Below are 21,686 nucleotides of genomic sequence, written 5' to 3' on the forward strand. Positions count from 1 at the left end.
GAAAGGGGGAAGGAATGTATGGAATTAGAAAAATATGGGCCTCTGGGAGAATCCATTGAGGAGCCGAAACAATTGAAATCACCGCTTCGTAATAGCAAGCTGTTATGGTTGAGCGGTATTGCCTTCACTTTTTTTATCGCCCTATTAGGCTTGGGGCTATCTAAAATTTCAGGATTCAATCGAATAGGACCTCTTGCGTGCTCGATCATCATCGCCGTTATTTATCGTCAAATCGCGGGATATCCAGAAAAATTCCGGACTGGGATTGAATTTTCCGCAAAAAAACTATTGCGTTTTGCCATTATTTTATACGGGTTGAGATTAAATATCGATGTGATTTTCAATCAGGGTTTGCCATTGTTGGTACGTGACATAGGGACAGTAACATTTGCCATCGTCGTAATGGTCCTGATTGCAAAGTGGTTAAAGGCGGATACATCCATTTCCCTTCTGCTTGCGGTAGGAACAGGGGTATGCGGCGCAGCAGCCATCGCGGCAATTTCTCCCATCGTGAAAGCTAAGGAAGAAGATACAGCCATAGGCGTCGGGATCATCGCTTTAATGGGAACACTATTTTCTATCATATACACCCTCATACGTCCGATTCTTCCGATATCGAATGTGGATTACGGTATATGGTCAGGGATCAGTCTTCATGAAATCGCCCATGTTGCATTGGCAGGGGCGCCTGCAGGTGAAGATGCGCTAGCGATTGCACTCCTTGCCAAATTGGGCCGTGTTTTTTTACTTATCCCATTATGTTTCATTTTTATGTATTGGATGAAAAAGCGGACAAAGGATAAAACGGGCCGTGGTGCAAAAATTGATTTTCCATGGTTTCTCGTTGGTTTTATTATCATGAGTTTAATCGGGAGTTATGTGTTTGGAACTTATATTACAGTATCACCTGCCGTAATGGACGGTATTTCTAAAACGACCACTTTTGTTTTGACAATGGCCATGATCGGTCTAGGACTGAATGTAAGCCTGCAGGCACTTCGCACAAAAGCCATGCGTCCCCTTATAGCCATGACGATGACTTCTTTGCTCCTTTCCATCATATCGTACTTTTTCGTTTAATATATGTATGGAAGCTTTCCATTGTTATCCCCCTTGATACCGAAAAAAGATCTACCCTGAATAGCCGTTGCTATTCAGGGCTTTTGACTACATAAAAATGAAACGGTTATTTACACCTGAACACGAATTGTGGCAAGGAAAGGTGAACTGTTGCCGTGTTTGAATATTATAACTATTTGGTTTACAATAAAAGAACTGATACGAACATTACAATGTCTTTATTTGTTTGGAGGAAATTTTATGGAGTTAGACTTTAATAATCCACTCCCTTTACATGCTCAATTAAAAACTATATTGGAAAATCAGATTTTGGATGGTTATTATAAGGACAAAATTCCGAGTGAAAGGGAACTCATGGATATGTATTCGGTCAGCAGGAGTACTGTACGGGAAGCAGTTTCCATCCTAGTCCGTGAGGGTATATTGGAAAAAAGGCATGGCAAGGGAACGTTCGTATCCCTTAAACCTGTACAGGAATGGCTTAAGATGATAAGTTTCACTGAGACTACAAAAAGCATGGGAATTAAATTACTTGATCATGGCCGTGTATGGACACCTGAAAATATAGCTGATGCAAATGGGTTTGAGGATGAATCATACCAAATCAAAAGGTTGCGTTTACAGGGGGATATCCCCATAGCCATTGAATTGCATTATTATTCTTTGGAACTAGGGGGAAAATTGACCCAATTCGATTTAAGTACCACAGTATTGTATGATGCACTCGAAGGAGATTTAAACATTAACTTTTGTGAAGCAGAACAGATCATTACCTGTGGATTCCCAACAAAAGAAGATGCAGAGCATTTGGGTATACCCGAAACGATGTGCCTGCTGATTACGGAACGGATGATTTTTGATTCTGATGGTAATTTAGTAGAATATTATAAAGGGATATTCCGATCGGATATGTACTCATTCGCTATGAAAATGTCCCGGAAGAACTGATTTTCCACAGGAAGTGACCTAAACCTTTCATTGAAGTAGAGAGGCTTAGGTCATTTTCGATCCTCGATCTGTGTAAAGGGTGGCTATTAAAGAATTTGCTGCCTGATGAAATAATGGTTCAGCCCCTCTCAAGACAACTCGGCCCCCCAGAAGCTCAAAACCAAGTCCTTAAACGCCTTTTATGCATACTTGTACACAAACATAAAACGAAACGATAACAAAGGTAAACAATACGGTTGCACACAATGATAAGTAAACGCATAGCTTCACCTCCTTATTGTCGTCAAGGGCTGACAGCGACTCACTACTCCAGACATGGCAAACGACAAATAGCGAACACGCAGGAAATTTTCACGAATGAGAAGTAATGATTTAGACGAAAAAAGACATTAACTACATGAAGAGGTAATTTTGGGTTAACAATAGGATATAAGTGAAAGGAGTTAATTCCTTGAAAGAGCAACCAAATCATAAAACACTGCTTCAATCAGTGAAAATAGCATAGGCTGGTGGAAAGCGATTATAGAGTCAATCAATGACGGTGTTCGAGTGATTGATCACAATGGGTATGAGGGTGGTTTAGCTTTATGAATAACCATTGGTTAAAATGCTTAAGCTGGTTGTGGAAATAAATATATAAAAGGGGCTCGATTTCAATTTGAAATGGAGCCCCTTTTTATATTATCCTGCTACACTTTCAGAAAACTGGCTATTGTAAAGGTCTGCGTAGAAACCAGATGCCTCTAAAAGTTGTGAATGTGTTCCTTGTTCAATTACTTTCCCTTGATCCATAACAAGAATCAAATCAGCATCTTTTATGGTAGAAAGACGATGGGCAATGACAAAACTTGTTCGTCCTTCCATCAGCCGGTTCATCGCCTTTTGGATAAAGACCTCTGTCCGAGTGTCCACACTTGATGTCGCTTCATCCAATATCATGATCGGTGGATCTGCAAGCACAGCTCGTGCGATTGTCAAAAGCTGCTTTTGTCCTTGTGAGATGTTCGAAGCTTCTTCGTTTAAAACTGTCTCATATCCATCTGGCAGTGTTCGAATGAAATGGTCGGCATGTGCCATGCGGGCCGCTGCAAAAATATCTTCATCTGTTGCTTCATTTTTTCCATAACCGATATTGTCCTTAATCGTACCATTAAAGAGCCAGGTATCTTGAAGAACCATTCCGAAGTTCCGGCGAAGATCACTTCGTGACATATTTCTAGTATCAAGACCATCGATCTTGATCTTTCCGCCATTGAGTTCATAAAATCTCATCAAAAGATTTATCATCGTCGTTTTCCCAGCACCGGTCGGTCCTACAATTGCGACCGTCTGTCCAGGCAACACCTCGATGTTCATATCCTTCATTAACAAGTCGTCACCATACCCAAAGTCTACATGTTCAAAGGTGACAGCACCGTTCGCTCTATTTAAATGAGCCGTGGTTTTTTCTTTTATTTCCTCTTCTTCATCAAGTAGCTCAAAAACGCGCTCAGCTGCTGCAACAGTGGACTGAATGATGTTTGCGATGTTTGCCGTTTGGGTGATCGGCTGGGTGAACTGCTTTGAATATGTGATGAATGCTTGGATATCACCAATTGAGATAGAACGTTGGGTTACCAATATTCCGCCGACGACGCTGATGAGAACATAGCTCAAATTCCCGATAAAAAACATCAAGGGCATGATAATTCCAGATATGAACTGCGCCTTGCTTCCTGCTTTATATAATTCTTCATTTACCTTTGTAAACTGGGCACTTGCCTTTTTTTCATGTCCGAATGCTTTAACGACTTGATGGCCCGTATACATTTCTTCAATGTGCCCGTTCAATTCTCCAAGTGTACGCTGTTGATCGGCAAAATGTTTTTGGGATCTTTTTAAAATGGGCCGGATTGCAAATATTGACAAAGGTAAACTGATGATGGAAATTAGTGTCAATAACGGGCTGATAGAGAGCATCATAATGATAATGCCCAAGATTGTTACGATCGATGTGATAAACTGGGTTAAGCTTTGTTGAAGGGTGCTCCCGATTGTATCGATATCATTTGTCATTCTGCTAAGTGTTTCTCCGTTCGGACGGCCTTCAAAATAGTTAAGGGGAAGTTTCTCGAGCTTTTTATTAACATCTTCCCGTAAATCATAGACCGTATCTTGGGCAACGCTGGACATAATGTATTGTTGTACATAATTGAAAAGGCTGCTTAAGACATAGAGGCCAGCAAGTAGCAGGAGGATCTGGCCGATTTTATCAAAGTTAATAGCAGCTCCCGGTATTCCTTGGAATTTACCGTAAGCCCCTTCGAATAATTCCGTAATCGCCGTTCCCATAATTTTTGGTCCGACAATCATGAAAATCGTACTCATGATGGCAGCGATGAACACGGCAATCAATTTGTTGCGCCGCGGTTTTAAATAGGCCAAAAGCCGTCGTAGTGTTCCTTTAAAATCTTTTGCTTTTTGACCCATCATCATCATGTTCCCGCCGCCAGGACCGTGCCCCATCTGACCGCCGCTTTGAGGTTTTTTTCGGTTACTCATGCAATTTCCTCCTCTGAGAGCTGTGATAAGGCGATTTCACGATATATGTCGTTTGTGCTAAGCAACTCTTGGTGTGTCCCAATGCCGACAATGTGCCCTTTGTCTAAAACGATGATTCTGTCAGCATCCACGACTGTACTAACACGCTGTGCGACGAGTAATACGGTCGCATTCTTCGTTTCATCTTTCAAAGCTGCACGAAGTTTGGCATCTGTCTTGAAATCAAGAGCGGAAAAGCTATCATCGAATATATAAATGTCCGGTTTTCGAATGATTGCCCTTGCAATCGAGAGCCGTTGTTTTTGGCCACCTGAAAGGTTTGATCCACCTTGTTCGATTTCTGCATCATAGCCGTCTTTCAATTGGCTTATAAAATCCTCCGCCTGGGCGATACGGGCCGCATGGTCAATTTCCTCATGGGTGGCCGTTTGTTTTCCGAACCGAATGTTGTCAGCAATGGTCCCCGTAAAGAGGATGGCCTTTTGTGGCACAAAGCCAATTTTGGAACGAACTTCATCTTGTGGGGCATTACGAATATCAACACCATTGACGCGAATGGACCCATTTGAAATATCATAAAATCGGGGGATCAAATTTACGAGCGTTGATTTCCCTGAGCCTGTTCCTCCGATGATTGCGGTGGTTTCACCAGGTCTTGCGGAAAAACTAATATCCGATAGGGCAGGTTCCTCCGCTCCTGGGTAACTGAACGTCACATGTTCAAATTCAAGGGTGCCGTGGTCACGATCTGCCTTTTCCGTTCCTTCATCTAGGAATGAAGGTTCCATATCAAGGACTTCGTTGATCCGAGTTGCCGACACGGCCGCACGTGGAATCATAACGAACATCATGGAAGCCATGACGAGTGCGAACATAATTTGCATCACGTATTGGATAAATGCCATTAAATCCCCGATCTGCATAGCGCCATTATCAATCCGTACTCCTCCAAACCAAATGATTCCAACAACCGTCAAGTTCATGACAAGCATCATTATAGGCATCATGAATGCCATGATTTTATTGACTTTTATCGAGACAGCCGTCAAATCCTTATTCGCTTTCTTAAGTCGTTCCTTTTCTTGGTTTTCACGATTAAAGGCACGAACTACGCGAATCCCGGTTAGATTTTCTCGTAATACAAGGTTCAGACGGTCCAAACGTTTTTGCACCAACTGAAAAAGAGGCACACCTTTATAGAGAATGAGCAGGATTGAACCAATCAACACAGGCATTGTGAAGACGATGACAAGTGATAATTTGGCATCCTTCGAAACGGCCATAATCACTCCGCCAATTAACATAATGGGTGCACTGATGACCATGCGCAGCATCATAATAACCACTTGCTGGACTTGTGTTATATCATTGGTCGTTCGTGTAATGAGGGACGCTGTACCGATTTCGTCAAATTCTTGTAATGAAAATTTTTCAACATGATTAAAGACTTTTAAGCGGATATCGCGTCCCATTCCCATTGCGGCTTTCGAAGAATAGTAACTTGCGATAACGGAAGCACAGGCGCCTAGTGCTGAAATTAACAGCATTAATCCACCTATTTTCCAGATGTAGGGAGTGTCTCCAGGGACGACACCTTTGTCGATAATATCGGCCATTAGTGTCGGTAAGAAAAGGTCGGACATCGATTGGATAAAGACGAGCCCGAAAACTGCTGAAATAAGCCATTTATAAATGGATAAGTTTTTCAGTATTTTTATCATTTTGAACACTCTCCTTGTTCTATTGCTTGCGCTTCTAAATCATTTGTAATTTGAAGATGTGTCCCAATCAATCCTTCAAATTGTTCTTCAGTGAGCCTTTCAACGACCGCTTGAAAGGATTGGTGAATGCTGCCTTCATGCAAATGAATCGTTTTCAATAGATTTTTTCCTTTTTCGGTGATGGTCAGCTGAATCTCACGACGGTTCCCCTCCACTGGCTCACGATGGAGCAGGCCTGCACGTACAAGACCATCGACCGATTGGCTTAGTGTGCTTTTTGGAAGAAAGGTTTTCTCCCCAACATTTTTTTGCGTCATCTCTTTGTAAAGGATAATGGTCATCAAAATAGAATATTGCGGAACGGATAATCCGTATTCTACTGCTGTTTTTTGGACGATTCGCATGATATTTTTCTGCACATTCCAAAATGAACGTAAAAGTTGTGCGGAACGCATCAATTTTTGATTTTCAGTCTCCAAAATACATCACATTCTTTCTTTTTCGAACTGTTCCAAAACGAACAGTTATTTTTTTGAATCATTAAAATTTACAACTATTTCCGCATCTAGTCAAGTCCATAAGCCAATCGTTATATATTTTCATGATTTCCACTGTCACCGCGATTGACTTAAGTATGCCCATGAATGGTCGAACCCTTAATTTAATTAAATAAAAATTGATATCTTTAGAAAGTGAATTAGTTGAAAAAATGAGCGAAAAAGTGGTAGGATATTAATGTGTAGAATTAGTACCAGGTAATAACAGTAGATAATATAACAATTCGCTATTTTTTTGAAGATATTGATCGTGAAATCTAATGTTACATATTGTTTAGGAGGATGATGACATATGGTAGAGAACCGTCATCTACAGGCTGGACTCAGTGATGAGGAAGTGCTTGAGATGTTTAAAGTGATGTTGCTGGCAAGACGTATAGATGAACGGATGTGGTTGCTGAACCGTTCTGGTAAGATTCCATTTGTCGTTTCTTGTCAGGGGCAGGAAGCCTCTCAGGTGGGGGCGGCGTTTGCATTGAATCGTGAAAAGGACTACGTTCTTCCATATTATCGCGACCTTGGGGTCGTTTTAGCGTTTGGGATGACAGCGAGGGACTTAATGTTATCCAGTTTTGCAAAAGCCGAAGATCCAAATTCAGGGGGCAGGCAAATGCCAGGCCATTTCGGACAAAAGAAAAACCGGATCGTGACGGGTTCTTCACCAGTGACGACTCAAGTGCCGCATGCTGTGGGGATTGCCCTCGCTGCAAAAATGGAAGGACAAGATATCGTTTCCTTCGTCACATTTGGAGAAGGTTCATCAAACCAAGGTGACTTCCATGAAGGTGCGAATTTTGCTGGTGTTCACAAACTTCCGGTAATTTTGATGTGCGAAAATAATCAATATGCGATTTCCATCCCGCTGGAAAGACAATTGGCTTGTGGGAAAGTGTCGGATCGCGCCATTGGGTATGGCATGCCAGGAGTGACGGTCGATGGAAACGATCCGATCGCAGTATACCTGGCGGTGAAAGAAGCGGCCGATAGAGGCAGGCGAGGTGAAGGGCCAAGCTTGATCGAGGCGGTTTCCTACAGGCTTACACCTCACTCAAGCGATGATGATGACAGTCAATACAGGTCGGCCGATGAAGTATCGGAGGCAAAAAAAATAGATTCGATCATTACATTTGGAGCTTATTTAAAGGCCACAGGGGTCATGGATGACGAAATGGAGAAACAGATCAATGATGAAATAATGAAAGTTGTAAACGAAGCGACTGATTACGCAGAAGAAGCTCCATTTGCAACGGAAGATACACTCTCAAAATACGTTTATGCTAATGAGTAAGGAGGAAAGAAGATGGCAGTAATATCATATATAGATGCAGTGATAATGGCGATACGTGAAGAAATGGAACGTGATTCCCGTGTATTTGTCCTAGGAGAGGACGTTGGAAGGAAAGGCGGCGTGTTCAAGGCGACATCAGGCTTGTATGAACAATTCGGGGAACAGCGTGTCATTGACACCCCGCTTGCTGAATCGGCCATCGCCGGAGTGGGCATTGGAGCGGCGATGTATGGGATGAGGCCGATTGCGGAAATGCAATTCGCCGATTTCATCATGCCTGCAATCAACCAAATCATATCGGAAGCGGCAAAAATCCGTTACCGGTCAAATAACGACTGGCAATGTCCTATCGTCATCAGGGCCCCATACGGCGGAGGGGTACATGGGGCTCTATATCATTCGCAATCCGTCGAAGCGATTTTTGCCAATCAACCGGGGCTGAAAATCGTCATGCCTTCCACACCTTATGATGTAAAGGGATTGTTGAAGGCGGCCATCCGCGATGAGGATCCGGTCCTGTTCTTTGAACATAAGCGTGCTTACCGTTTAATTAAAGAGGAAGTGCCTGACGATGATTATGTTTTACCGATTGGAAAAGCGGATATCAAGCGTGATGGTGATGATGTAACCGTGATTACATACGGCCTTTGTGTTCATTTTGCCCTACAAGCAGCGGAAAAGCTGGCCAGTGACGGCATTTCCGTTCATATACTTGACTTAAGAACCGTTTATCCTCTGGATCAAGAGGCGATCATTGAAGCAGCCGCAAAAACGGGAAAAGTGCTTTTAATTACGGAGGATAATAAAGAAGGAAGCATCATTAGTGAAGTGTCGGCGATCATTGCGGAAAATTGCCTCTTTGATTTGGATGCCCCCATCATGAGACTGGCTGGGCCTGATGTACCTGCCATGCCATATTCGCCAGCATTGGAAAAGTCCTTCATGGTGAACCCAGAAAAAGTGGAAAAGGCATTGCGTGACCTAGCTGCCTATTAAATGCAAGCTAAAGGCATCATTCATTTACGGGAGGTGTATGTTTCATGCGCTCAGAAGAAGAGATGATGTCATTGATCATCCATGTCGCTGAACGTGATGATCGCATTCGAGCTGTCTGCATGAATGGGTCGCGAACGAATGCGAGTGTCCCAAAAGATGTGCTCCAAGATTATGATATCGTCTATCTCGTCTCGGATATCGAGTCATTCAGAATGAATCCTGGCTGGATAGATGACTTTGGTGAAAGGATCATCTTGCAGACCCCGGAGGATATGTGTTTATTTCCGCCGAGTTTAGGAGGTCGCTTCTCTTATTTGATGCTGTTCATGGACGGAAACCGGATTGATTTACAATTGGTCCCCATAGAGCAAAAAGAAAGATATTGCAGGGAGGATAAGCTAACGACCGTCTTGATGGATAAAACGGGCTGTCTTCCCGTGCTTCCTCCTCCCACTGATGAGGGTTATTGGGTGAAAAAACCTACCGTTGAACTTTATAACGATTGCTGCAATGAGTTTTGGTGGGTCTCGACATATGTAGCCAAAGGTTTATGGCGAAAGGAAATTCTTTATGCTCAGGAACATCTTGGCCAAATAAGGAAGATGTTCATTCAAATGCTGGAATGGCAGGTGGGCATTGAAACCGACTATTCCGTTAGCGTCGGTAAATGCGGAAAATATTTGGAGAAATTTTTGTCCGAAGAGAGCTGGTCCCAACTTCTGTCCACATATGCAGATGGAAGGGATGAGAGTGTATGGCAGGCACTGTTTTCCATATGCCGTTCTTTTGAACAAACGGCAATGCTAGTAGGGAAACGATTGAATTATGACTATCCTTTTCAGTATGATAGACGAGTTTATTCATACTTGGAACATATTCAAGCCTTGCCGGTAAATGATTGATCGACCAAGTTATTTAGTTAAGTTTAATGAGAAAAAAAGCATCAGCACCTTTATCAAGTTCCAAAAGTCGAACCGGAATGTTGACAAAGGTGTTTTTTTTATATAAAATTACTTTGAAGTTGAGATATATTAATTCGAGATAGTCCTCTGAAAAATCTCAAAGATATTTAATGAATATTCGAGGCTGCTTGAAGGGAAAATGTAGGGAATTGAAGAAAAACGGAACATCCATAAGCTGATATCGTTTATTAGGAGGAAAAGTAGATGAATGGATTAAAAGGGATACACCACGTTACGGCCATCACAAGCAGTGCAGAGAAAAATTATGAATTCTTCACGTATATATTGGGGATGCGCTTAGTCAAGAAAACGGTCAATCAAGATGATATCCAAACCTATCACCTGTTTTTTGCTGATGATGTTGGCGGTCCGGGAACGGATATGACTTTCTTTGACTTTCCGGGTATCCCCAAGGGGGTCCATGGGACCAATGAAATTTCAAAAACATCATTCCGCGTTCCGAGTGATGCCGCATTGCAATATTGGGAGAAGCGTTTTGACAGGTTTAAAGTCAGCCATACAGGAATACAAACCCAATTTGGTAAAAAGACCTTATCCTTCGTTGATTTTGATGATCAACGCTACCAATTGATCTCGGATGAAAACAACAAAGGGGTCGCATCAGGGATTCCTTGGCAAAAAGGGCCGGTACCTCTTGAGAACGCAATCACAGGATTAGGACCGGTTTTCATTCGGATTGCCAACTTCGACTACTTTAAGGAAATGATGGAGAAAGTACTTTTATTCAAAGAAGTGGAACAAGATGGAGCATTTCATCTGTTTGAAGTAGGCGAAGGTGGAAATGGAGCACAAGTCATTGTCGAGCATGACTCAAACCTGCCCCAAGCACGCCAAGGTTTCGGTACGGTACACCATACAGCCTTTCGCGTTGAGGACCGTTCCGTATTGGAGGAATGGATCGAACGTATGGAAAGCTTCCAATTTCAAACCTCCGGTCATGTTGACCGTCACTTTTTTGAATCGCTTTATGTACGAGTGGCACCGCAAATCTTGTTCGAGTTTGCCACCGATGGTCCTGGATTCATGGGAGATGAGCCGTATGAAACGCTTGGAGAAAAGCTATCACTGCCACCGTTCTTGGAACCGAAAAGAGATCATATCGAAAAACTGGTTCGTCCCATCGATACAGTAAGAAGTACCAAGGAGTTCCCAAAAGAATAATGACTTGGTTTCTGCCCATCCTAAAGCAGGCAAATATAAAAAGGGCAATATATAAATCACTCTATAAAATTCAGGAGGAATGAATGATGACTAAAGATTTTTACACAGCTATCAAAGAAAGACGTTCTTATTATGGAATCAATAAGGAGGTACAAGTGTCCGATGAGAAGATCAAGGAGATTGTCGAGTTTGCCGTAAAACATACACCATCGGCTTTTAATTCCCAAACTACCCGCCTTGTCGTGTTGACTGGTGCAGCTCATGATAAATTATGGGACATCACCACACAAGAGTTAAAAAAAGCAGTTGGGGAAAGGGACTTTACAAGCACCCAACAAAAAATGGATTCCTTTAAAGCGGGGTATGGAACGGTTTTATTCTTTGAAGATCAATCCATTGTGAAGTCGCTGCAAGAACAATTCGCCCTATATGCCGATAATTTCCCGATTTGGTCACAGCAGACATCAGGCATGCATCAACTGGTCGTTTGGACTGCTTTGGAAGGTGAGGGCTTAGGGGCAACGCTACAGCATTATAATCCGCTTATCGATGATGAAGTGAAAAAAGAATATGATGTTCCAGGTGATTGGAAATTGATTGCCCAAATGCCATTTGGACATCCAACGGCACCAGCAGGTGAAAAAGAATACAAACCGCTTGATGAGCGCATTAAGTTTTACAAGTAAGGGTCAATAGGCTCTCTCATACTGCAGCCAAACTTCGATTTTATTGGAGTTTGGCTGCAGTTTTTTTTGAGGTTGTTACCATCGGAAGGTGACTTTTCACTTCATAGCACTGCACTCTGCGTGAAAACAAAGCTAGGATCTCCATTGTCTATAGTTTTGGGAAATTGGATATGGTCCGTTGCTTTCCACTGCAGGCATTCACTTATCCAGAGGCGGTTAAGCCTCCTTGGCGTTTCCGCCTGCAAAATCTCACGTAGACGCGCATTTCCCGCAGCAGTCTCGCGTCTTTCGTTTCAATCCACACCTTAAGATCAAATCTGAAATAACCTAATTTTTGAGGATTTCAATTTGGATATTCAAAGTTTGGCGCCTTTGCCGGGGAGCTTCGTCGGCGGTACAAAAAGCGTAGGTTATTTTGTTGATCTGTTGTATAATAATGGATATTATTGCGGGGTTTCTATGTATTTGACTCATTTAGAATAGGGGGAAGTATATGAACAACCAATTTTATTTCATTAATGCTTTTTCTAAAGAAAAATTCAAGGGGAACCCTGCCGCTATCGTTTTCATGAACAAGAATAGATCGGATGCGTGGATGATATCCTTGGCAGAAGAACTAAATCAGCCCATCACCACTTTCATCGAACCCAAAGGCGGTAATAGCTATCAGCTTAGATGGTTCACGCCGGCTGAAGAGATTGATTTGTGTGGCCACGGTACATTAGGAGCAGCTCATATTCTGTGGAGTGAGGGCTTTACTTCATCAGAGTCAGCCATTACTTTTCATACTCATGCAGGAATCCTGCAATCCAAGTTATCAAATCAACAAATAATCCTGAAGTTTAATGTGAAGGAATCCACTGAAACAAAGCTGACCGAGAAATTAAAACGAGTCATTCAGTTCCCTATAAAAGATGCTGCTTGGGCCGAAGATCGGTATATCTTAGAACTGGAAAATCAGGATATGGTTCATAAAGCGGTGCCTAATTTGGGGGCAATTAAAGAACTGGACGGTCCAGGGGTAATCATTACTAGTATTGGCTCAGGTAAGTATGACTTTGTATCAAGGGTGTTTGCTCCAAAGATAGGAATTAATGAAGATTACGTTACTGGATCTGCACACTGTGCGTTAGCCTCATATTGGGGCAATCGTTTAAACAAAAAGGAATTTATGGCATACCAGGATTCAAAGCGCGGCGGTGAACTAAAGCTAAAGATAATCGGAGAAAAAGTCGAGTTGATTGGGGACTGTATAACTTTACTGCAGGGAGAACTATATAATTAGCTCACTTGCGCTTCAAAGTGAATTGTACGTGGGAGTTTGACTAACTGAGCAGATTAACGACAAAAGCTCGCTAACTTTACAAGCCAGATCTGCTTGACACAACACTAATTCATATCCTATTGTAAATCGGAAGCCAACCGAAATTCTGGTACAATTAAATGAAAAAGGATGTTTTTAATGACAAACCGTAATACAAATTCTAAGGTTGATGAATTTTTAAGTAAAGCTAAAAACTGGCAGGAAGAATATGAGGTATTGAGAAGGATTGTTCTTGAGTGTGAGCTGGCTGAAGAATTTAAATGGATGCACCCTTGTTACACTTATGAGAAAAAAAACATCGTTTTAATACACGGATTTAAAGAGTATTGTGCGCTTCTGTTTCACAAAGGTGCCTTGTTGAAGGATGCTCATGGAATTCTCATCCAACAAACGGAGAACGTACAGGGTGCACGCCAGATTCGGTTCACAAATGTCCAGGAAATCGTTGCAATCGAACCCATCTTGAAAGCATATATTCAAGAAGCCATTGAAGTTGAAAAATCAGGTCTGGAAGTGGAGTATAAGACAGAAATCATTATTCCCGAAGAGCTTCAAAATAAATTCGATGAACTCCCTGCATTGAAAACTGCTTTTGAAGCATTGACTCCAGGACGGCAAAGAGCATACTTTCTTCACTTTTCTCAACCGAAGCAATCGAAAACCCGCGTTTCAAGGGTTGAAAAATGTACACAGCAAATTCTTGATGGAAAAGGATTAAAGGATTAGCCGTTAGTGGATCTTTATTAAAGGACAAATCAGCATGCAAACAAAGGTGTACTATTTGGCTTTTTGCTGAGTGGTACGCTTTTCTTTAACTTTTATGAAAAAGCCAATATATTCCATCATTATCTTATAGTTAGGAGGCCTTGGATGAATACATGGGATGAGGTAGATTTACGGAGATATAAACCAGAATACCTGCCATGGTTAAAAGCATTTGAATTGCCAAAAGAACAAGAAAAATTCACCGCACTACCAACCAAGATGCTGGAAATAACGAAAGAGAGACATCCGATAGTAATCTTACATAATAATGAACCAGTGGGTTTTTTCGTATTACATTCAAGTGATAGGGTAAAAGATTATACCAATAACCGGAAAGCCATGTTATTAACTGCCCTGTCCATAAATCACTCCAAACAAGGCAGAGGATTTGCCAATAAAGGGATGAGAAAAATACAGAGCTTTGTCGATCAACAATTCCCAGAGTGCAATGAAATCATTTTAGCAGTAAACCATAAAAATGTTCCTGCCCAGAAGTTATATGAAAAAGTTGGTTTTAAGGATACGGGTACAAGGAAGATAGGCAGGATCGGAGAGCAATACATATATACCTTCATTATTAAATGAAGAAGGGAATTTCGTTACCGAAGGTTGCAGAAGCAGCCTTTTTCTTGTGTCACTAAAACGAGGAATGTATAGTAACTTCCTTTTATTTTATAAGTATGTGCTATAGAAAAATAAACAAGTAATTTCAGTGTTGTTGTGTTAAAATATGGGTGTTATTACAGGTGTTACTAGTTAAGGGATTAGGAGGTTTAGTCATGAAAAGAAAAGCAACGTTCATTCTTGGTTTTGGAGGGGTGCTGGCCCTATCTTTTTTTATGAAAGATTTGCAAAGTAAAACTGTCCTTGAACAAGATGAACAACCAAAAGTTGAAGATTGGCAAACTAGCACGAATGGAAGAAATCTAAATATAGTTGTAACAAGTGAAGAGCAAAATAAGGTGGACAATATGGTGAAATTGATGTCTGCCGAAGAAGTAGGGGTTTTGAATCAAGAGGGCGGAACAGCGGTCTTTTTCAAAAAAGCGAAATAAGAGTAGAATTGTGCTCACGAAGTTGTTCTGTTTACAAATAGTAAGGGTACCACCTCATATTTAGGGGGGAAGAATTTGATTACTCATTTCGCGGATTTAGAATTAACAACAGTATCTTTAGAAGGCGTAAAACAATGCTACGCTAACAGACTGCAGCTCCCCATCATCTATGAATCCAATGATTTCATTCGGTTTCAGCTTACGTCATTTACGACTTTAAGTTTTAGAGAGACCTATGAATCGGTTCCTCCAGCGCACTTTGCTTTTCAAGTCCCGTATTCAAAGTTTGATGAAGTGGCAGCTTTCGTTCAACAATCTGGATTATTGATTTTAAAACAAGAACTGGGCCAGTATATTGACGAAACAAATGGGAGGAAAAATCTATATTTCCGTGATGGAGATGGTCACCTTCTTGAAATTATTGCACATGATTTTATTAAAGAGGACGTAATAAACACTACTGGCAAGTTAAGGACACTTTATATAAGAGAGATAGGCTTTCCTGTTGATAACGTCCCAACTTTTCGTGATTGGCTGAAAAAGGATTTTGGCATGAAAACAGTAAACGAATCAGATCTATTCAATTTTGTAATCAGTGGAACGGCACATGCAATAGTTGTTTCAAAACAGAGACCTTGGATCCCCATTGCCATGAAGGCATTGCCGCCAAAGATGGTGGTGACATTTGGTACACCCGAGCTAGAGTTTATTAAAAACCTCTCAAAAAACATGGACAACTCTCTTTTGAAAGAAAAGAAGCTACTTATAACGAAGGATGATTATACTTTTTGGATTGAGCACACTCCTGATTTTACAGCTTCTTTGGCAGAAAGTTTAAATTTACCTAACGTTTCATCAGGTTAAGATTTTAACACCGTTCGGATCATTAGAACGGTGTTTACGAATTTTGCTTGATTATTTATTTGTTGAACAGTCTTTCACTAGTTCGATAAATTCTTGTGCCTTTTTCTCATCTTTTTTTAACACCTCGATGTTTGCTGGTATTAAAAGAACCTTTATAATCTTGTTGTTATGTCAAAAAACATGAGTGTAACGGGCATCTACATATAGTTCCCTGAACCATTCTTCAGAACTTAGATTTTCAATCGCCATCTTTAGCTTGGAAGAGGAGGTGGCTTTCAATAGAATTATCTCTGACATTATTTGAATGAAATCCACGCTAATTCACCAGCCTTTTTTAAAAATGATTTTCAACTATCTATACGCAGAAATGTTTGGATGCATTCCTTTGCTTGTTGATATGCGTTCGGAGCTAGGAAATTGTTTGAAGACTCACTTGAACAGCTTTTTGGATTGGTGGGGGATGAAGATGCTTAAACGAAAATATGGAAACCGATTAGATTGGAAACGTGTCTTGGAGAGAAAGTATGCACAAGCGTTTCTTGATACTAAACAATATAAGGGCTATATCACTTTATTGCATGCAATTAAAGTGGCTGAACCATTATTCGCCATGTACGAAGAAAAGAAAATTTGTATTGTAGATGATGGCTATATGTGGCTTCAACAATTTCCCTTGGAAAAAAACCATTCAGTGACAACAATGTATGATGATAAAGGAAAGATAGTGCAATGGTATATTGATGTTTGCCTGAGGAATGGAGTAGAGCATGATATTCCCTATTTGGATGATTTATTTTTAGATCTCATTTTACTGCCTTCTGGAGAAGTCATACAAAAGGATGCCGATGAGTTAGAAGCGGCATTATTAAGTGGAATGATTGATATATCTCTTTACGATGCTGCTTGGAATGAAGGGAAGCTCCTTACTCATCTAATAAATAACGGCAGCTTTGAATTGCTTGAGCTATCCCACTATCATAAGGGGTTATTAATTAATGAATTAAAGTGACTTTTTATAAAAAAGTTAAATATTTCGACTTCATACCTTGTCAGGAATAGTTTAACAAGGCGTATCGGAAGAGCGATAGTTAGGGGGGGAAAGTATATGGGAGAACAAGAGAAGCTAAGGATCTTTGATGAAAACAAAAAACAAATCGGCGTTGCTTCTCGGAGTGATGTACATAGGAATGGATATTGGCATGAAGTGTTTCATTGTTGGTTTATCATCAATGAACGTGGAATGGATTATATTTATTTACAGCTTCGCAGTGAAAATAAAAAAGACTATCCTAACCTTTTGGATATTACTGCTGCTGGACATTTATTAGTTGATGAAACAGTAAAGGATGGAGTAAGGGAAATAAAAGAAGAAATAGGAATCGATCTAGCTTTTGAGGATTTAGTTCAGTTAGGTGTTATGGAATATTGTGTTATTAAAGACCATTTTATTGATAAAGAATTAGCAAACGTTTTTTTATATAAGAGTGGGAATACATTGGATGATTTTACACTTCAAGTAGAAGAAGTTTCAGGAATTGTAAAAGCACAATTTAGTGATTTTGCTCAACTTTGGTTTTATGAAAAAGATGAGATTGAAATGAAAGGTTTTGAAGTAAATGAGGATGGAAAAACGCTTAAAATAAATAAATATGTAAACAGGAATGACTTTGTCCCACATGAAATGTCTTTTTATCAAGAAGTTATTCAAAAGATACACGAACAGGGTAAAATATTTAAAGCATGTAAGTAAAGTAAGAAAAAATATAAGGTGGAATGATCATGATTGGTTTGCTGAACCTTGGAAGTCTCGTGCTTGGACTACTTGCTTGGATCCTTCCGATTGTAAATCTCTTTCGATTTAAAAGAAAGGAGGGTAACAGCTGGGTTACACTTTCTTTAATAAGTATCAGTGCTTGTGCTACATCGTTATGTTTCCAGATTATATATCATTATCACCTAGTAAGGATTGAGGATTGGGGTGCCCTTATGGACACCATGTATGCGGTTGCATTCACAGCTACAGTTCTCCTCATCGTTACCACGATTTTAAATGTAATTACGTTAGTTTTATATCGTGATAGAACAGTAAAGTAGAGGTGTGGATGTATAGAAAGATGTACGCTGGAGTAAAGACGGTATAGACTTCATTATGTATTTATCCTTCTGACAGGTATGGTTCTAATTATTTTGGAAGCGTGCCTCATGTTTTGTTGAATTTGTAATTTTTCTGTTCATTTTTTGGTATCCTTTCTAACGATTTAGCAATCTGGATACGACGAAAATAGGTGAGTGGCCTCGGCAGTTCTTTATCTTATGAAAATTGCAGGGGAGAGGAAAGAAGACAGTATATTCATGCAGGGAACATTGGTCATGACTTGCATGTGAAAAGCTAAAAATGAGGGTGTTATTGTTTGTGTAAAATATTATTAACGTCTAATGGCTTTTTTACGGATAGGATTAAACAACAATTCCTGCAAAGTATTGATGGTCAAATTATGAACGCAAAAGCCGCTATCATTACTACAGGTTCTCAACAGAAGCAATACAATAAGTTTGCAATGAAGGCAAAAGAAGACTTAGGGAAAATGGGTTTTAAGCAAGTTGATTTTATGGATATAGAATTTGCTTTTCCTGAACGACTTAAACCATATAACGTGATTTACATTAACGGCGGGAACCCGTTTCATTTGCTGTTTCATATGAAAAAAAGTGGTGCTGACTTGATTTTAAAGGGCTTAGCAAAACTAAACACTGTATTTGTCGGGGTAAGTGCTGGAGCAATCATTCTAGGCCCGAACATCGAGGTTGTGAATTTTTTTACTCCGCAAATCAATACGGTACATATGAAGGATTTAGCTGCATTGAGTTTAACCGATATTGCTGTTTTTCCTCATTATGATCGAGAAGATCTGTTTCCTAATAACGCTGGCAAGTCAATAGAAGAGAGGTTGAAAGTGTTCGAACATATAAATGAATGTTCTCTTGTAAGACTCAAGGATGACGAATCCATCCTTTTACAGTGAAAATCGAAGAATAAAAAAAGGTCAGCGCTGAAAACTTTTTTTGATATGAAATATCTTGATGTAAGATTTTTATGGCTGCATTTTTTTGGAGGGTGCATTTGTATGCAAACAAATATAATTCAAAAAGTAGGGCAAATTGGGTTAGCTGTTAAAGATTTAGATAACAAAGATAAACTTGATCTTCCGCTTTTATTTAACACTGAAAATATGGCATTCTTTGAATGCAATGGACTGCGATTGCTTTTAAGCCTCCCGGGTATTTTAGTGAGTTCAATACCAGCTGATTTTGCTGTAACCATGATTCGGCAAGCCATATCTAATGTCACTATCCTCATGATTGCATCTGAATGTTGGAGAATTGGTGCCCAATATTTTATGAACTATTGAATTTGAAAGTATAAAAGCCCTCTTGAATGATGTGTCACAGGACACTGACCCAACACTAAAAAAGGGGGCTTGTTTATGTTATTCACCGTACGAGTGATCTGGAAATTTCCTTGCCTTTCAATCCTCAATGGATAGGGAGGGTGCCTGTCCCATTTTCATGATCAGAAATCCGCTCCAGGCAAACAGGAGGGAAGCAAGGTAAAAAATGCTGCCGATCGTTAGGAAGTCGACTAAATATCCGGTGGCGATTACCGCCGCTGCCGCACCAATGGAGGTCCAGACATGGTAGTTGCCGATTTCCTTGCCAGCCGTCGCTTTCGTAACATATCGTGCAAGTACAGTTTTTTCCGTGTTTTTTTGAACGGCTCCAAGAATGCCCATGATAATTTGCAAGAGATACACATGCCATATTTCATAGGCAAGAGGAAAGGCCAGGAGGATCAGGGCCATTCCCCATGAATAAATGAGGAGAAATGCTTTGTCACCTGCTTTGTCCGTGATTTTTCCTATCAGTGGGTAACATAGTGCTGCAGTCAGCGAAAATATTCCATATGCCCAGCCGAATTGGGAATAGCTTGTCCCGACATTTTTGATAAGCAATATATAAAAGGGGAATATCATGCTTGCAGCCATTCCTACAGTACCTTGGTAAACAATAAATCGTTTATAATTCATGGATGATACTCCTTATAGAAAAGATTCAAAAAGCGATTATCTGGATCGTATTTCTTTTTTAAGTGAAAGAATTCCTCCGCATGAGGATAGGCTTCATATAATTGAGCTTTGGTCGGATACCCGTAATAAGGTAAATAATAGCTGCCACTATGGGCTAGCGCCACATCGATCATGCTGCGGATGACCCTTTCCGTGTTTCGTTTACTTTCGTCATCAGTTCCTTGGTTGATGAGCATGACAAGGGCGAACATATCGTCTTTGGCATACGACATAAGTGAATCATCGTTTTTTTCAACATAACGAATGGTAATATTTAATAAATTAAAATCTTTTTCATTGGACAAAACGTTTCTTAAATCATCGATGTAATCCGCAAACTGATCTACCGGCACGAAGTATTCCTGCAGTACTTCCGTTTTGGAGGGATTGCTATAATCCATGAAGGCCGAGTCGGACCGCATCGCATTATTCCTGGAAATCATGGTCCCATCCAGCTTGGCGGTGTATGACTCCTGAATGTTCCAAAACCGCTCTTTTCCCCAATCATTGTAACGCGATAAGCCGAGGAAGAATTTTGGTAGGGCCACGATCGTTTCCCGTTTCAGGAAATCGTAGTCCGCAAGCCTCGTTTGATTTTTCGCCATATAATAGTCGGTTACATACATTTCGTCCAGATAGGAACCAGGAGCGACGGATATCCTAGCTAGATGCATTTTCACCTCATTCTTTTGCAAAACCTCTTGTTTAAAATACGACGTATATTCATCATAATGCAGTGATTTTGTTTTGATTTGATATAGCTCATCATCAGTGAGATGAAGGGTCACATCCAGAATGATGCCAAACAAACCATATCCGCCGATGACCGCAGAAAACAATTCCGGATTTTCTTCACGGCTCACGGTGAGAATCTGTCCTTTTGCATCAAGCAATCGAAACGACTCAACAGTTTCAATCAATGCATGATGCCGGATATCGCGGCCGTGGACATTGACGCTCAAAGAACCGCCGATTGTGAATATATTCTGAGATTGGCTGACCTTTAATGATAGTCCGTAAGGGTTGATATACTCTTGCACATCGGCCCAAGTTGCGCCGCTCTGGACCGTGATACGCTTCCTCGATACATTCAAATCAAGGATTTCATCATAATTCTTCATATCGATCAGGATCCCATTCGGATATAAGGTCTGTCCCCCTTGGCTGTGCTGCATACCGGCAATGGATATTGGGTCATCGTCCTTCCTTGCTTTCAACACGATCTTTTGGAGCGCCCCTTCATCATCTTCTGCTTTAATTGCCTTCATTTTAACCGGCATCAGCCGGCTGATATCTTCGGCGATCGGGTGGTTTAGCTTGAAATGAAATGCGTGTAGGGAAAGACCGAATAATATAGAATATAAGATGGCAAAGATAAATCGTTTCATAATAAAGCTCAAGTAGCTCCTCTTTTTAGTATTTAATTCTAATGTATTCATAGTTCATATATAACTGATTCAGGTTTGTTGATCATGTAGGAGGAAGTCCGCGTTACTCTATCATAACCTTTATCACTAAAAAGCCTAGAAAAATAGTGAAATGATTGGACGCTGGATTTTTTTTCACTGGCGTATCCATTAATCTTTTCATCTA

At 40.6% G+C, this 21,686-nt stretch carries 21 protein-coding genes; 16 read left to right on the top strand and 5 right to left on the bottom strand.

The window, feature by feature from the left end; all coding sequences use genetic code 11:
- Positions 1 to 18 precede the first annotated feature (18 nt).
- Together MHI53_RS10675 and MHI53_RS10680 are read left to right on the top strand one after the other, a co-directional pair.
- Positions 19 to 1,080, top strand: coding sequence for a putative sulfate exporter family transporter (locus MHI53_RS10675; protein WP_340373439.1), 1,062 nt, complete (start codon positions 19 to 21; stop codon positions 1,078 to 1,080).
- Between the two features lie 240 nt (positions 1,081 to 1,320).
- On the top strand, positions 1,321 to 2,028 hold the full coding sequence (locus MHI53_RS10680; RefSeq protein ID WP_340373440.1) for a GntR family transcriptional regulator: 708 nt from the start codon (positions 1,321 to 1,323) through the stop codon (positions 2,026 to 2,028).
- Positions 2,029 to 2,709: 681 nt separating this feature from the next.
- On the opposite strand, the gene MHI53_RS10685 is transcribed toward MHI53_RS10680, so the two are convergent.
- The 3 genes from MHI53_RS10685 to MHI53_RS10695 are packed head-to-tail and all read right to left on the bottom strand — an operon-like array spanning position 2,710 to position 6,769.
- Positions 2,710 to 4,569: an ABC transporter ATP-binding protein gene (locus MHI53_RS10685; RefSeq protein WP_340373441.1), complete on the bottom strand. Its 1,860-nt coding sequence runs from the start codon at positions 4,567 to 4,569 to the stop codon at positions 2,710 to 2,712.
- Positions 4,566 to 6,290, bottom strand: a complete 1,725-nt coding sequence (locus MHI53_RS10690) for an ABC transporter ATP-binding protein (RefSeq protein ID WP_340373442.1) — start codon at positions 6,288 to 6,290, stop codon at positions 4,566 to 4,568. The genes MHI53_RS10685 and MHI53_RS10690 overlap by 4 nt, the downstream gene beginning before the upstream one ends.
- Positions 6,287 to 6,769, bottom strand: coding sequence for a MarR family transcriptional regulator (locus MHI53_RS10695; protein ID WP_061141592.1), 483 nt, complete (start codon positions 6,767 to 6,769; stop codon positions 6,287 to 6,289). The genes MHI53_RS10690 and MHI53_RS10695 overlap by 4 nt, the downstream gene beginning before the upstream one ends.
- Positions 6,770 to 7,139: 370 nt before the next feature.
- On the opposite strand from MHI53_RS10695, the gene MHI53_RS10700 reads away from it, so the two are divergent.
- The 14 genes from MHI53_RS10700 (at position 7,140) to MHI53_RS10765 (ending at position 19,379) form a co-directional block, all read left to right on the top strand.
- Positions 7,140 to 8,135 carry a thiamine pyrophosphate-dependent dehydrogenase E1 component subunit alpha gene (locus tag MHI53_RS10700; RefSeq protein WP_340373443.1) on the top strand — a complete coding sequence of 332 codons (996 nt, stop codon included), beginning with the start codon at positions 7,140 to 7,142 and terminating at the stop codon, positions 8,133 to 8,135.
- Positions 8,136 to 8,147: 12 nt separating this feature from the next.
- Positions 8,148 to 9,131 (top strand): alpha-ketoacid dehydrogenase subunit beta, encoded by a 984-nt coding sequence (locus MHI53_RS10705; RefSeq protein WP_061141590.1) that lies wholly within the window; start codon positions 8,148 to 8,150, stop codon positions 9,129 to 9,131.
- 44 nt (positions 9,132 to 9,175) lie between these two features.
- Positions 9,176 to 10,033 (top strand): aminoglycoside 6-adenylyltransferase, encoded by an 858-nt coding sequence (locus MHI53_RS10710; protein ID WP_340373444.1) that lies wholly within the window; start codon positions 9,176 to 9,178, stop codon positions 10,031 to 10,033.
- A 264-nt stretch (positions 10,034 to 10,297) separates the two neighbouring features.
- Positions 10,298 to 11,275 carry a ring-cleaving dioxygenase gene (locus tag MHI53_RS10715; protein ID WP_340373445.1) on the top strand — a complete coding sequence of 326 codons (978 nt, stop codon included), beginning with the start codon at positions 10,298 to 10,300 and terminating at the stop codon, positions 11,273 to 11,275.
- 86 nt (positions 11,276 to 11,361) lie between these two features.
- On the top strand, positions 11,362 to 11,961 hold the full coding sequence (locus MHI53_RS10720; protein ID WP_340373446.1) for a nitroreductase family protein: 600 nt from the start codon (positions 11,362 to 11,364) through the stop codon (positions 11,959 to 11,961).
- A 493-nt stretch (positions 11,962 to 12,454) separates the two neighbouring features.
- Positions 12,455 to 13,246, top strand: a complete 792-nt coding sequence (locus MHI53_RS10725; protein WP_340373447.1) for a PhzF family phenazine biosynthesis protein — start codon at positions 12,455 to 12,457, stop codon at positions 13,244 to 13,246.
- Between the two features lie 177 nt (positions 13,247 to 13,423).
- Positions 13,424 to 14,011, top strand: coding sequence for a YdeI family protein (locus tag MHI53_RS10730; protein WP_340373448.1), 588 nt, complete (start codon positions 13,424 to 13,426; stop codon positions 14,009 to 14,011).
- Positions 14,012 to 14,155: 144 nt separating this feature from the next.
- Positions 14,156 to 14,635 (top strand): GNAT family N-acetyltransferase, encoded by a 480-nt coding sequence (locus MHI53_RS10735; protein WP_340373449.1) that lies wholly within the window; start codon positions 14,156 to 14,158, stop codon positions 14,633 to 14,635.
- 194 nt (positions 14,636 to 14,829) lie between these two features.
- Positions 14,830 to 15,105 (top strand): hypothetical protein, encoded by a 276-nt coding sequence (locus MHI53_RS10740; protein ID WP_340373450.1) that lies wholly within the window; start codon positions 14,830 to 14,832, stop codon positions 15,103 to 15,105.
- Between the two features lie 75 nt (positions 15,106 to 15,180).
- Entirely contained in the window at positions 15,181 to 15,969 is a 789-nt protein-coding gene (locus MHI53_RS10745; RefSeq protein ID WP_340373451.1) for a glyoxalase/bleomycin resistance/dioxygenase family protein, read from the top strand.
- Between the two features lie 466 nt (positions 15,970 to 16,435).
- Entirely contained in the window at positions 16,436 to 16,978 is a 543-nt protein-coding gene (locus MHI53_RS10750) for a DUF402 domain-containing protein (protein WP_340373452.1), read from the top strand.
- Positions 16,979 to 17,074: 96 nt separating this feature from the next.
- Positions 17,075 to 17,719: an NUDIX domain-containing protein gene (locus MHI53_RS10755; RefSeq protein ID WP_340373453.1), complete on the top strand. Its 645-nt coding sequence runs from the start codon at positions 17,075 to 17,077 to the stop codon at positions 17,717 to 17,719.
- A gap of 661 nt (positions 17,720 to 18,380) precedes the next feature.
- Positions 18,381 to 18,992: a Type 1 glutamine amidotransferase-like domain-containing protein gene (locus MHI53_RS10760; RefSeq protein ID WP_340373454.1), complete on the top strand. Its 612-nt coding sequence runs from the start codon at positions 18,381 to 18,383 to the stop codon at positions 18,990 to 18,992.
- A gap of 102 nt (positions 18,993 to 19,094) precedes the next feature.
- Positions 19,095 to 19,379, top strand: coding sequence for a hypothetical protein (locus MHI53_RS10765; protein ID WP_340373455.1), 285 nt, complete (start codon positions 19,095 to 19,097; stop codon positions 19,377 to 19,379).
- A gap of 117 nt (positions 19,380 to 19,496) precedes the next feature.
- Here the strand turns inward: MHI53_RS10765 and MHI53_RS10770 are convergent, their stop codons facing one another.
- Both MHI53_RS10770 and MHI53_RS10775 read right to left on the bottom strand, forming a co-directional pair.
- Complete coding sequence (locus MHI53_RS10770) at positions 19,497 to 20,054, bottom strand: MFS transporter (RefSeq protein ID WP_061141580.1); 558 nt, start codon at positions 20,052 to 20,054, stop codon at positions 19,497 to 19,499.
- The gene (locus MHI53_RS10775) at positions 20,051 to 21,481 is read right to left on the bottom strand and encodes an FAD-binding oxidoreductase (RefSeq protein WP_061141829.1); all 1,431 of its coding nucleotides are present in this window, start codon (positions 21,479 to 21,481) and stop codon (positions 20,051 to 20,053) included. The genes MHI53_RS10770 and MHI53_RS10775 overlap by 4 nt, the downstream gene beginning before the upstream one ends.
- Positions 21,482 to 21,686 lie beyond the last annotated feature (205 nt).

It is taken from the genome of Peribacillus sp. FSL E2-0218 (genome assembly GCF_037992945.1).
In the GTDB taxonomy this organism is placed as follows: Bacteria; Bacillota; Bacilli; order Bacillales; family DSM-1321; genus Peribacillus; species Peribacillus simplex_B.